8 protein-coding genes and 3 tRNA genes are annotated in these 13,064 nt (G+C 36.5%); 6 read left to right on the top strand and 5 right to left on the bottom strand.

Translation table 11 applies throughout. The annotated features are described in order from the left end of the window. Positions 1 to 4,225 precede the first annotated feature (4,225 nt). From folE to lgt, 4 genes are all read left to right on the top strand, one after another. A complete protein-coding gene (folE, locus tag YWA_RS0110920; RefSeq protein WP_022828546.1) occupies positions 4,226 to 4,897 on the top strand; it encodes a GTP cyclohydrolase I FolE in 672 nt (223 codons plus the stop codon). Between the two features lie 112 nt (positions 4,898 to 5,009). Then, complete coding sequence (cysS, locus tag YWA_RS0110915) at positions 5,010 to 6,488, top strand: cysteine--tRNA ligase (RefSeq protein WP_022828545.1); 1,479 nt, start codon at positions 5,010 to 5,012, stop codon at positions 6,486 to 6,488. Positions 6,489 to 6,511: 23 nt separating this feature from the next. Then, positions 6,512 to 6,760 carry a membrane protein insertion efficiency factor YidD gene (gene yidD, locus YWA_RS0110910; RefSeq protein ID WP_022828544.1) on the top strand — a complete coding sequence of 83 codons (249 nt, stop codon included), beginning with the start codon at positions 6,512 to 6,514 and terminating at the stop codon, positions 6,758 to 6,760. Between the two features lie 71 nt (positions 6,761 to 6,831). Further along, the gene (lgt, locus tag YWA_RS0110905) at positions 6,832 to 7,767 is read left to right on the top strand and encodes a prolipoprotein diacylglyceryl transferase (protein WP_022828543.1); all 936 of its coding nucleotides are present in this window, start codon (positions 6,832 to 6,834) and stop codon (positions 7,765 to 7,767) included. Positions 7,768 to 8,110: 343 nt separating this feature from the next. Here the strand turns inward: lgt and typA are convergent, their stop codons facing one another. Further along, positions 8,111 to 9,907: a translational GTPase TypA gene (gene typA, locus YWA_RS0110895; RefSeq protein ID WP_022828541.1), complete on the bottom strand. Its 1,797-nt coding sequence runs from the start codon at positions 9,905 to 9,907 to the stop codon at positions 8,111 to 8,113. A 175-nt stretch (positions 9,908 to 10,082) separates the two neighbouring features. On the opposite strand from typA, the gene YWA_RS0110890 reads away from it, so the two are divergent. Both YWA_RS0110890 and YWA_RS0110885 read left to right on the top strand, forming a co-directional pair. After that, on the top strand, positions 10,083 to 11,798 hold the full coding sequence (locus tag YWA_RS0110890) for a PAS domain-containing sensor histidine kinase (protein WP_022828540.1): 1,716 nt from the start codon (positions 10,083 to 10,085) through the stop codon (positions 11,796 to 11,798). After that, positions 11,798 to 12,214, top strand: a complete 417-nt coding sequence (locus tag YWA_RS0110885; protein ID WP_022828539.1) for a response regulator — start codon at positions 11,798 to 11,800, stop codon at positions 12,212 to 12,214. The genes YWA_RS0110890 and YWA_RS0110885 overlap by 1 nt, the downstream gene beginning before the upstream one ends. Before the next feature lie 78 nt (positions 12,215 to 12,292). Here the strand turns inward: YWA_RS0110885 and rpsT are convergent, their stop codons facing one another. The 4 genes from rpsT to YWA_RS0110865 all read right to left on the bottom strand — a co-directional run bounded on the left by rpsT (position 12,293) and on the right by YWA_RS0110865 (position 13,013). Next, positions 12,293 to 12,544, bottom strand: a complete 252-nt coding sequence (gene rpsT, locus YWA_RS0110880) for a 30S ribosomal protein S20 (RefSeq protein WP_022828538.1) — start codon at positions 12,542 to 12,544, stop codon at positions 12,293 to 12,295. A gap of 157 nt (positions 12,545 to 12,701) precedes the next feature. Beyond that, a tRNA-Glu gene (locus tag YWA_RS0110875) sits at positions 12,702 to 12,773 on the bottom strand. Positions 12,774 to 12,824: 51 nt separating this feature from the next. Next, a tRNA-Glu gene (locus YWA_RS0110870) sits at positions 12,825 to 12,896 on the bottom strand. Between the two features lie 45 nt (positions 12,897 to 12,941). Next, positions 12,942 to 13,013, bottom strand: a tRNA-Glu gene (locus YWA_RS0110865). Positions 13,014 to 13,064: the final 51 nt, after the last annotated feature.

Below are 13,064 nucleotides of genomic sequence, written 5' to 3'. Positions count from 1 at the left end.
GTAGATGGTGTGTCTTCTGCTATGGTAGCAAATGGCAATGGTTTTACTAGTAAGGTTACCGTTACCGTTTTAATATTGGGACACGATGCACTTGTAATTTCACAATAGAAACTTCCACTGTCTGCTTCGGTAGCATTTTGAATCGTGTAGGTATCTGTAATTTCTCCTGGAATTGCTGTTGTTCCTTTGTACCATTGGTAGGTCAAGTTTGTTCCTGTAGCGCCAACATAAAACATAGTTGTACTGCCTACGCAAATTTCTTTGTTGGTAGGTTGTGTNGCGATTCCTGGTGCTTGGTTTACTGTTACTGAAGCCGTGTTTGAGNTGATGACTCCACAAGAGGCAACAGTTACTTGACAAACATAATCTCCTGAATCAGCTACGGTTGATGCNGTNAAANTAAAAGTGGTTGCAGTCGCACCTGCAATTGGGTTTCCGTTTTTGAACCATTGNTANCTTACGCCTGTNCCGCCTGTTGTGGCAACNCTTAGTGTNACCGGTTCGCCTGAACAAACGATTGTAGTTGGTACNGGTTGTTGNGTAAATGTNGCTCCTTGGTTTACATTCACTACCGCTGGGGCTGAAGTGACTGCTGGGGCACAGATTCCGCTTACCGTTACCGTATAGTTTCCTGCTTCGGCAAGAGTCACAGTTGCATCACTATACGTATTGGCTGTTTCTCCNGGAAGNAGGGTTCCATTTAAATACCATTGGTAAGTAATTCCTGTTCCTGTTGCCGTAACGCTCAAGTTGATGCCTTGTCCTTCACAAATGGTTGTTCCTTGTGGNTGANCNGTTATCGCTGGTAATTCGTTTACAATTACTTCGGCNGTAGTGGATGTTANACTTTGGCATGGGTTTGTNATTACTACGGTATATATTCCTGCACTGGTTGTAGTTGCAGAGGTAATNTTCAATGTTGTATTCGTTTCTCCTGTNAAAAGAGTCGCTCCTTTAAACCATTGGTACGTTAAATTTGTTCCTGTTGCTGTAACGCTTAAATTAATAGGTTGTCCCGCACAAACTGTAGTAGAGGCTTGGGGNTGAACTGTTATGTTNGTTACTTGTGTAATCACTAGGGTNGCNGGATCTGAAAGTACAGGCGTTCCACAAATTCCCGAAACTTCTACTGTGTAATCTCCTGCATCCGCTACGGTTGCATTGGTTACGGTGTAATTAATGCTTNTTGCTCCTGGAANTANTGTTCCGTTAAAGAACCATTGGTAGGNTAAACCATCTCCTGTTGCTGCAACGCNAAATNTNTTGTTTGTATTTACACAGATTGTAGCTCCTGCAGGTTGTGTGGTNATTACCGGGTTTTTATTTATTGAAATCACTACATTTCCGGTAAGGGTTTGTGAACAAAGTACGGTATTGGTCACTTCAACGCTTANTAATGTATACGTAGTTTCTGTGGAAAGTAAAGGCGTATCAAAAGATGCATTTCCTGTTGCGTCTAAAGTGATGGTTGCATTTGCAGTTCCATTGTTATATGTCACAATAGCGTTTGGCGTTCCGTTGAAGTTTAGGGTCGCTTTTGTTCCTTCGCAAATCGTAGTATTTACAGCAGCCATTGTTGCCGTTGGCAATGCATTTACAGTTAAAACAGCACTTTGTCCTGTGATTGCGTCTGAACAAGGTGGCGTACTGTTGCTTTGTACGTTCGTTAACTCATAAGTATAAGAACTTGTTGCCGTTACGGTTTGAATACCTGTTGGAATTGTAAAACTTCCTGAGGCAGGAATTTCAACTGTAGCTTGCGTTACACCGTCTCTAGTGTAAGTCACCGTCGATCCCGGTGTTCCCGTGATTTCTAATCCTGTTGCTGTTCCTGAACAAATTACAGCGTCGGTAAATTTGACGATGGAAGCCGTTGGCAAACCTACCGAAATTAATATAGAAGCATTTAAATTTTCCACACAAGCAGGTGTCGTGGTTCCCGTAACATCTACTAAAGTAAAAGTGGTATTTACACCTAAAGCTGAAGTGTCAAAACTCCCATTTCCTGTTGCATCTAAAGTCACTGGATAAGTAGTCGTTCCATCACTAAATGTAACTAAAGCTAGAGGAGTTCCGCTGAATAATAAAGTAGTTGAAGCATTGGTACAAATTGTAGTTGAAGTGGATACAAAACTAGCAGTAGGTTTTGGGTGAACGGTTAAAATAGTAGTAAAAACTTCTGACGGCGTACCGTTCTGAGTAATTACAAGTGTATAATTAAATGTTCCCGCGGTTGCTGGTACAGGTACACCAACTGGATCTTGCACTGTAGATACTACAACTCCGTCGTTATCTTTCCACTCATAAGTAGTAGTTTGTCCCACCACTTCCGTGTAATCAGCAAATAAATCAAACGTTAACGTTCCCTGACAAACAGGCCCCGAATTACTAACAGTTGCAGACAAACACGATTCTATAACGACGATTGTACTGGCATTAAAAGCCGGACAACCACCTGGTGCTGTGTTTTCAGCAATGTCATAATTAATAGTATACGTTCCCGCTGCAGCACCCATTAGATCTAATACTCCAGTGGTTGGATTGATACTTAATCCTGTAGGTGGGTCAACTGTATAAATTCCTCCATCTGTTAATCCGTCTACTGGATCGAAAACCGGTGCTAATGCATTTGTAGAATTAAAACAGAACGTAGAAGTGTCCACATTTGTATCACTTGCATCTTCAGGATAGGTAAAATCTCCCGCTGGAGTACCGCCTATTACTTTAAAAAGTCTGACATTTATACAAGAACCTCCAAATGCTTCTCGAATCAAAACAAAAACATTAACTGGATCACCGTTTTGAATAAAAAGTATAGTTTCGTTCCCTACGGTCGGTATTTGATTAGTATCTAATTGATTCTGGGCATCTTCTACATCCAAGAAATATAGTATTTCATAATCAGAAGCATTAGGCACTCCGTCCAACATCGCTGCATTTTGATTTATATCTACTCCATAAGGAAATACATTGGTACAAATATTTATGTTTTGCGGATCTAAAACAGGCAAAGGATCTGCAATCTCCAATAAAAAATAATCAGGATCCGTTGTAACGGTACTACCATCACATCTTGTAAATGTTGCCGTAACGGAATAAGTTTGAGCAAAATCAGGGCAAACTTCAATTGTGCTAAAATCTGCACCTGTACCTTCAAGAATAATCACCCCTGCCTCATTTTTCCAAACAAATTTAACTGTTTCTGTTCCCGTTCCTGAAGGAGTAAAACGCCAAGCTTCATTATTTGTGGCCCAAGTTCCTGTATTTCTATTTGGAGTTCCTACAGGAGATCCAGGCATTCCTGGCCAAGCGGCTTTTGTTCCAGTTGCATTTTGAATTCCTAAAACACCTTCGTTCCAGCTTGCAGTACTAGGGAATCGACGCATCACTAAAATATCAATAATATTAGTGGTTTCGTACAATACAATCTGTGTCGTCTGTTTATTAGAACCATTAGACCCAGCGGGCCATTGCGGCACTCCAGATACATTCATAACGAACGCTCTGTTTGGATACGTTCCAAAAACCTTATAATTAATACTTCCAATACCGGAGCCAAAATCAATATCCTGATAAACGCCGTAAATAGCATTTAATACTTTATTACCTGAACTTGGAAAATTCGCATTAGGGATTAAAATATCATTTAGATTGTAAGGACAAAACTGCCCTTTGATCGCATTTAATTCAGCTAAAGGACCAAATTTCAGTACACCATTAGAACCCACAAGTAAGTTATCATAATTTACTCCGTAGAAACAAAATGGAAAAATTAGTGGAAATACGTCCTTTGACCAAAAATCATCTGTATTCCCTGTCGTTGGAATTGGAATCTGTAATGCTGTTGGATCATCGAAATCAAACAGTGGAGAATAAATGATTGGCGCTACCGTATAGTCGGTTGTAGGCTTGGCTCCACTGTATAAAGTTGTTAAAGTGGTACATGCACCAGGATAACACGGCAAAGCTCCCGGCTGTATTTCAACAAAGACATCTGGAGCCTGTTGTGAGTAGGACAAAAAGCTCATAAACATTAGAAAAAATGCTATAAAGTAATTATTTTTCATATAACTTATAATTTTAGGCGCTGAAATTTACAAAAAAATAACGTATTAATTATTGTGATTTGTTTAATTTTTAATTTTAACACCTTTAGAATTTCTTAAGATATTATTATTTATCTTTGCCTCTTTCTTTTTAAAGACAATAAAAACAAAAACAATTCATGATAAATACCAACGATTTGCAAGACGAAATTGGAAGCAACCACATTGCAACGAGTGCAGAAAATCCCGTTAGAAAAGATGCCTTTGAATTAACGGATGACGAAAAAATTGCATCAATTAAAGTTGATGTTGAAAAAATTTTACAAACCTTAGGAATGGACCTTACAGATGATAGTATCCAAGGCACTCCAAACCGTGTAGCTAAGATGTTTGTACAGGAATTATTTGGAGGATTGAACCCCGCTAAAAAACCAAGTGCTTCTACATTTGAAAACAACTACAAGTACGGCGAAATGTTAGTTGAAAAAAACATTACCTTATATTCCACTTGTGAACACCACTTACTTCCTATAATAGGTAGAGCACATATTGCTTATATTTCAAGCGGTCGCGTAATTGGTTTGTCAAAAATGAATCGGATTGTAGATTATTATGCTAAACGTCCACAAGTACAGGAACGCTTAACCATGCAGATTGTTCAAGAACTTCAAATTGCCTTGAATACAGATGACGTGGCTTGTGTAATTGATGCAAAACACCTTTGCGTAAATTCAAGAGGAATTCGTGATATTGAAAGTAGCACAGTAACTTCTGAATTTGGAGGAAAATTTAAGGAAGAAAGTACACGACGTGAATTTCTGAACTACATTCAGATGGATACCAAATTTTAATTTCGGAAACAGAATCCATAGCCCTGATAGCAGTGGCATCCTTTTTCTTGCTTCTTTAGCAAGGAAAAGATAAAACGTATAGCAGGAAACAGCTCCAAAAAAACAAACCAAAATGCCATTATATAAAGACCAATTGCTTACTATTTATAATTCCCTTTCAGGTGAAAAAGAGTTGTTCAAACCTATTCACGAAGGAAATGTGGGAATGTACGTTTGTGGACCTACGGTTTACAGCAATGTGCATCTTGGTAATGTGCGGACTTTCATGTCTTTTGACGTTATTTACCGTTATTTATTGCATTTAGAGTATAAGGTTCGGTACGTCAGAAATATTACGGATGTAGGTCACATGGTGGATGATGCAGATGAAGGTGAAGATAAAATTGCAAAAAAGGCGCGTCTCGAAGCATTAGAACCTATGGAAATCGTGCAACGCTACTCTGTAGATTTTCACGATATTTTGAAGCGTTTTAATTTTTTGCCGCCAAGTATTGAACCTACAGCAACTGGCCATTTAATTGAGCAAATTGAAGTAATTAGAAAGATCATTGAAAATGGTTTTGGTTACATTTCAAATGGATCCGTCTATTTTGATGTAAAAAAATACAACGAAAACAACCATTATGGTATTCTAAGTGGCCGAAATTTAGAAGACATGATGGCAAATACCCGAATACTTGACGGGCAAAGTGACAAGAGAAATCCACAAGATTTTGCACTTTGGAAAAAAGCAGAACCGCAACACATCATGAGATGGCCTTCTCCTTGGAGTGATGGTTTTCCGGGTTGGCACTTGGAATGTACGGCAATGAGTACGAAATATTTGGGAAATCATTTTGACATCCACGGTGGCGGAATGGACTTGAAATTTCCGCATCACGAATGTGAAATTGCACAAAACCAAGCTTGTACTGGAAATACACCGGTTAATTATTGGATGCATGCCAATATGTTAACGCTGAACGGCAAGAAAATGGCAAAGTCGACTGGAAATAATATTTTGCCTGGCGAATTATTATCAGGAGACAATACGATTTTAAGCAAGGCATTCTCCGCCTCAGTTACGCGTTTTTTTATGCTTCAAGCACATTACAGAAGTGTTTTAGATTTTTCTGATGATGCTATTGTTGCTGCTGAAAAAGGATACAATCGATTAATGGAAGCGGTCTCTAATGTGAAAGAAATTTCCGGTCAAGCCAAATCTACACTTGACATCAAGAAATGGAAACAAGATTGTTATGATGCGATGAACGACGACTTTAACAGTCCCATTTTAATTGCACATCTTTTTGAAGGCGTTCGATTCATCAATATTTTGAAAGAAGGAACGGCAACATTAACAAACTCTGATTTAGAAAATTTTCAAAAAACATTTAACGCCTTTATATTTGACGTTTTAGGATTGGAAAATGTAAAAGATAACGCTGAAACTTCTGACAAAGTAGAAGGATTGGTAAATATGCTGATTGGAATGCGTAATTTGGCTCGAGCCAATAAAGATTTTAAGATGTCTGATGCAATTCGCGATCAATTAACTGGTTTGGGCATTCAGTTAAAAGACGGAAAAGACGGAACTACGTTTACCATCTAAAAAACTTTTCAAGATTTTACGACATGATAAAAAAGATATTGATAGCACCTTTTGTACTCTTAATTCGGTTTTATCAGCTAGGTATTTCTCCTTTTTTACCTTCCGCTTGCCGGTTCGAACCTACTTGTTCTCAGTATACATTGGAAGCACTGAAAATTCACGGACTCTTTAAAGGTGGATTTCTTGGTGCAAAAAGGATTTTGAGTTGCCATCCTTGGGGAAAGCGCGGCTACGATCCTGTGCCTCCAAAAAATTGCAATCATAAACATTAATATAATTTTAGATGGGTTTTCATTTCAAAATTCTATTTTTACAAAATTAAAAACAAAATAAAATTACACTAATGCATATATTGGGAATAGTTTGGAATCCTTCAGAAGGAATAGATTTGGGTTTTTTTATGGTTCGCTATTACAGCCTGATGTTTGTTATTGCTTTTGGACTGGGATGGTACATTATGAAACATATTTTTCAAAATGAAAATGAACCCATAGAAAAATTAGACTCATTGTTCATTTGGACTGTTCTCGCTACTTTACTTGGAGCCCGATTGGGACACGTTATTTTCTACCAACCGGAATTGTTTTCTCAAGATCCGTTGAGTGTTTTTCTTCCGTTTAAAACACAACCTCATTTTCAATTTACCGGTTTTAGTGGTTTAGCAAGTCATGGTGCTGCAATAGCTATTATCATTTTCATGTTTTACTTCAGCAAGAAAGTAATGAAACGTCCTTTGTTATGGGTTTTAGACCGTGTGGTAATTCCTGTGGCAAGTGGCGCAATTTTCGTACGATTGGGAAATTTTTTCAATTCTGAAATTTACGGTCATACCACTTCTGGTGATAATTTCTATGCGGTGAAATTTGTCCGCGAAGATGAATTTTGGGCAGGCAGAAATGTAGAGCAAATAACAGGCGTTCCAAATCAAAATGCAGCTTATCACGCTTTGGAAAACAATAATCAGTTTGCAGATACTTTAGCGGCAATTCCATTTAGACATCCGTCTCAATTGTATGAAGCGTTTGGATATATCTTTGTGTTTTTAGTATTATTTTACGGATATTGGAAAACGGATATGAAAGAAAAACAAGGACTATTGTTTGGCTTATTCTTGGTTTTATTATTTACCGTTCGTTTTATTGTTGAGTTTGTAAAAGAAAGTCAAGGCGGTTTTGAATCTGCTTTGGGAATGCTTTCAACAGGACAATGGCTGAGTATTCCGTTTGTAATTATTGGATTGTACTTTGTGGTAAAGGCAAAGAAAGTTACTTATATGTAGGAGAAAACTGCTGATGTTTTTTTTTTTCAATTAAAAGTTTTTAATATATCTCGCAAAGGCGCCAAGACGCAAAGGTTGGAATAATTAACTGGTTACTAATTTACGTTTTATACAATTTCAAAAGCCAAAGATTTTTCATCTTTGGCTTTTTTTTTAGCCCGGATAGAAATGGAAATCCTTTTGTTTTTTTCTTTAAAAAACAAAAGATTGAAATGGATAGCCGGATTAGCTCCTGAATAAAAAAACCAATTCTAAAAATTCCAAATTCCAAAAACATGCATAAAAAAAATCCCAAACTCCATTTACTGAAATTTGGGATTTTAAATATTTGAATTTAAAAAACTTAGATTTTAAATCTTTTTCTATCTGTTTCTGTCAAATATATTTTTCTCAAACGAATCGATTTAGGTGTAACCTCAACATACTCGTCTTTCTGAATGTATTCTAAAGCTTCTTCTAAAGAAAAAATAACTGGAGGAATAATTCTCGCTTTTTCGTCATTTCCAGAAGAACGAACGTTAGACTGTTTTTTCATTTTAGTCACGTTCACACTCATATCATCGCTACGAGAGTTTTCTCCGATTACTTGACCTTCGTAAATTTCATCATTCGGATGAACGAAGAATTTCCCTCTGTCTTGTAATTTATCGATAGAATAAGGAATTGCTTTTCCGTTTTCCATAGAAATTAACGAACCGTTGTTACGACCTGGAATTTCACCTTTAAATGGCTCATATCCAATGTAACGGTGTGACATAATCGCCTCACCTGCAGTTGCAGTTAATAGTTGATTTCTCAAACCAATAATTCCACGAGATGGAATGTTAAATTTGATGATCATACGCTCTCCTTTTCCTTCCATAGAAAGCATTTCTCCTTTACGGATGGATACAAATTCTACAGCACGTCCTGAAAGATTTTCGGGTAAATCGATTGTTAATTCTTCAATTGGCTCACATTTTTTACCATCAATTTCTTTGATAATAACTTGTGGTTGACCAATTTGCAACTCGTACCCTTCTCTTCTCATTGTTTCAATAAGAACAGATAAGTGAAGTACACCACGACCGAAAACCATGAATTTATCAGCAGAATCAGTTTCTCCTAACTTCATTGCTAAGTTTTTCTCTAACTCTTTTGTCAAACGTTCTCTGATGTGGCGAGAAGTTACAAACTTTCCTTCTTTACCAAAGAATGGTGAATCGTTAATTGTGAACAACATACTCATCGTAGGCTCATCAATAGCAATGGTTTGCAAGGCTTCTGGATTGTCAATATCGGCAATTGTATCACCAATTTCGAATCCTTCAACTCCAATAATCGCACAAATATCTCCAGCAATTACTTCTTGTACTTTCTTACGACCAAGACCTTCAAAAGTATGTAATTCTTTAATTCTAGATTTGATTACTTTTCCGTCTCTTTTTACCAAAGAAACTGGCATTCCTTCTTTCAAAACACCTCTTTCAAGACGACCAATAGCGATACGACCTGTAAAAGCAGAGAAATCTAAAGATGTAATTAACATTTGTGGTGTTCCTTCAGAAACTTTAGGAGCAGGCACATTTGCAATAACCATGTCTAATAATGGCTCGATATTTTCAGTTTGGTTTCTCCAATCGTCAGACATCCAGTTGTTTTTAGCTGATCCGTAAACTGCTGGGAAATCCAACTGCTCTTCAGAAGCACCTAATTCAAACATTAAGTCAAAAACTTTTTCGTGTACTTCCTCTGGCGTACAATTTTCTTTGTCTACCTTATTAATAACTACACATGGCTTTAGACCTAAATCGATTGCCTTCTGCAATACGAAACGCGTTTGTGGCATAGGACCTTCAAAAGCATCTACTAACAGACAAACACCGTCGGCCATGTTTAAAACACGTTCTACTTCACCACCAAAATCGGCGTGACCAGGAGTGTCAATAATATTAATTTTTGTTCCTTTATACTGAACTGATACGTTTTTAGAAGTAATAGTAATACCTCTTTCACGTTCCAAGTCATTGTTATCAAGGATTAAGTCACCTGTATTTTCGTTATCGCGAAAAAGTTGACAGTGATACATAATTTTATCCACCAAAGTAGTTTTACCGTGATCGACGTGGGCAATAATTGCAATGTTTCTTATAGATTCCATCTAATATTTTTTGTGGGTGCAAATGTACGCTTTTTTTAAAAAAATAATTAAAAAAAATGCACTTAACTGTTTAATAATGTAATTAATAGAATTTAGTGCAAAAAAATAAAGCAGAAATTACCCATAATTGCCGAAATTTTTAAATTATCGCAAGTTTTTTTTTATATTTGAGGAGATGAAAAACAAAGCCAATAGAGTTACTCTTTTATTTATACTAGCGTCAATTTTACTTGCAATCGCCAGCGTATTTATTATTAAAGTGATACCAAACTCTACCGATGCGCTTTTTTTTCACTTTTTCTCTTACCTCATTTTTATAATTCTCAGCGGTCTTACCTTCAGGTATTTAATTACAAAAAACATAAAGGAGAGTTTAAACCTTGTTAAGCGACAAAAAGCAGTAAACGACGAAATCAAAGAATCGAAAGAACGCTATGATATTGTTGCCAAGGCTACCAGTGACACCGTTTGGGATTGGAACGTATCTAGCAACCAAATTACATGGAACAAAGGAATTCAGAATGTCTTTGGTTACGAAGAATCAGATGTTGAGGAAACATCGCAATGGTGGTTTGATCGCATCCATCCGGAAGACAGCATTAAGATGTCCGTAAAACTATATTCCTTTCTTGAACAAAAAGTAGAGAAATGGCAAGACGAATACCGGTTCATGTGTAAAAACGGCACGTACAAATACATTCTTGACCGAGGCTTTTTAGTGATTGACAAGAATAATTCAGCCGTAAGAATGATTGGTGCGATGCAAGATATTTCTGGAAAAAAGCAAGAAGAGGAACGATTGAAATTGTTAGAAACAGTAATCACAAATGCAAAAGATGCTATTTTAATAACCGATGCTGAAATTTCCAACCAATTAGCACCTAATGTAATATTTGCTAATGAAGCCTACACTCAAATGTCTGGTTATGAATTTTCTGAAATTGTCAACAAATCAATGCTTGACACCTTGCAAATGGACGAAGGAAGTCCGGTTTTCAAAGAACTTTCAGATTGCTTGAGAAAGAAACAAGAATGCGAGATCGAGACATTGAGCTATAGAAAAAATGGTGAAGAATACTGGGTAAAATTCAGCATGGTTCCTGTATTCAACAAGGAAAATGAACATACCCATTGGATCTCCATTAAAAGAGACATTACACAAGAAAAGAAACAAGAAAAAGAAAAGGAGCAACTTATTAGTGAATTGACTCAAAACAATAAGGACTTGCGGCAATTTTCCTATATAACGTCACACAATTTAAGAGCGCCACTTTCTAATTTAAAAGGACTTCTCCGCTTAATTGAGGACATCGAAATAAAGGACGAAGAACTGCAAATTATTATTGATGGTTTTTCAAAATCAACAAAGCTTCTGAATGAAACAATTTCCGATTTAGGAAGAGTCGTGATTATTCGAGACAATCCTTCTATTGAAAAAAGCAATATAAATGTCTCAGAGTCGATAAAGAATGTGCTGACACAAATAAACAGCCTAGTAGAAAAAAATAATCCTGACCTTCAATTAGATATTAAGAAAAGTGATATTATTTTTTCTAATAAAGCATATTTGGAAAGTATTTTACTTAACTTGCTGACAAATGCACTGAAATATCATTCAAAAAAGCGCCGATTGGTAGTACATATAAAATTAATTCGTAGTGAACATACCACTGAATTAATTTTTGAAGATAACGGAATAGGCATTGATTTGAAAAAATATAAGGATAAACTATTTGGATTGTACCAACGATTCCATAATTATCCTGGAAGTAAAGGACTAGGATTATACTTAGTGCGTTCTCAAATTGAAAGCATGGGTGGCTCCATTTCCTTAGAAAGTGAAGTTGACAAAGGAACTCGTTTTACAGTAATTTTTAAAAACAGCAATTAATGAAAATTGAAAAGGTAATGTGTGTTGACGACGATCCGATCGCGTTGCTACTATCAAAACTAGTATTGTCAAAAGCGGAATTTTCTTCACAAGTGATTACGGCGGCAAATGGCGAGATAGCCATTGAATACTTAGAACGGCCAGCGGTGATAGAGGAAAATCAAAATTCTAAAACACCGTTAGTAATTTTACTTGACCTCAACATGCCTGTAATGGACGGATGGGAGTTTTTAGAGCAGTTTAGCGCGACACTTTACAGACAATATTACGAGACTACTAAAGTAATTTTACTTTCCTCCTCAATTGACCCTAACGACATTGAACGTTCAAAGGAATTTTCAATGGTTGTAGACTTTCTACCAAAACCACTGACAAAAGAAATGCTCCAAATTATCTTAAATCGTATAAAAGAATAAAAAAAGCAGACATTTATAAGCATAAAAAAAGCACTCATCCCTGAGTGCTTTTCTTTATATATAACTAAAAGTAAATGATTACAATTTAGCTACGTGTTTCGTTAACTTAGATTTTAAGTTTGAAGCTTTGTTACTGTGAATGATGTTTCTTTTAGCCAATTTATCTACCATAGAAATTACAGCTGATAATTTAGCAGTAGCATCAGATTTCTCAGTAGCTAAACGTAAAGCTTTAATTGCATTACGAGTAGTTTTGTGTTGGTATCTGTTTAATACTCTTCTTTTTTCGTTGCTTCTAATTCTTTTTAATGCTGACTTATGATTTGCCATTTCTTTTTAATTTTTAGATGTAATAATTATTATAAATACTAGTTAAAAAAGAAAAACCTCCCACAATTGAAAAACAATCACTTTGGTTTTAACTAACAAAACAAAAAACCGAGACACCAGTTTTTTATTTTATAAAACTTATTTACAACTAATTCAGTAGTCCGTAAGGGAATCGAACCCCTGTTACCAAGACGAAATCTTGGCGTCCTAACCCCTAGACGAACGGACCATTATTCTCTAAGTTCTTTTTTCAATCCAAAAAAAATCAGATCTTATTTTGTAGCCCGTAGCGGAATCGAACCGCTCTTACATGGATGAAAACCATGCGTCCTAACCGATAGACGAACGGGCCATATCACTTTTAGAGTTAGTGCAAACTTCGATTCAAGAAAATTAGTAGCCCGTAGCGGAATCGAACCGCTCTTACATGGATGAAAACCATGCGTCCTAACCGATAGACGAACGGGCCCTGCTTGTTGAATGCGGATGCAAAAATACAACTATTTTTTATTCACGCAAG

The sequence above is a fragment of the Flavobacterium antarcticum DSM 19726 genome (genome assembly GCF_000419685.1).
In the GTDB taxonomy this organism is placed as follows: domain Bacteria; phylum Bacteroidota; class Bacteroidia; order Flavobacteriales; family Flavobacteriaceae; genus Flavobacterium; species Flavobacterium antarcticum.
Note: the sequence above shows the minus strand (reverse complement) of the source record. Positions and strands in the feature narration are given on the sequence as shown.

Bases quoted from the DNA above. Each gene is read 5' to 3' on its own strand.
- typA (WP_022828541.1), bottom strand. From the start codon at position 9,907: ATGGAATCTATAAGAAACATTGCAATTATTGCCCACGTCGATCACGGT.
- cysS (WP_022828545.1), top strand. From the start codon at position 5,010: ATGCCATTATATAAAGACCAATTGCTTACTATTTATAATTCCCTTTCA.
- YWA_RS0110890 (WP_022828540.1), top strand. From the start codon at position 10,083: ATGAAAAACAAAGCCAATAGAGTTACTCTTTTATTTATACTAGCGTCA.
- folE (WP_022828546.1), top strand. From the start codon at position 4,226: ATGATAAATACCAACGATTTGCAAGACGAAATTGGAAGCAACCACATT.
- yidD (WP_022828544.1), top strand. From the start codon at position 6,512: ATGATAAAAAAGATATTGATAGCACCTTTTGTACTCTTAATTCGGTTT.
- rpsT (WP_022828538.1), bottom strand. From the start codon at position 12,544: ATGGCAAATCATAAGTCAGCATTAAAAAGAATTAGAAGCAACGAAAAA.
- lgt (WP_022828543.1), top strand. From the start codon at position 6,832: ATGCATATATTGGGAATAGTTTGGAATCCTTCAGAAGGAATAGATTTG.
- YWA_RS0110885 (WP_022828539.1), top strand. From the start codon at position 11,798: ATGAAAATTGAAAAGGTAATGTGTGTTGACGACGATCCGATCGCGTTG.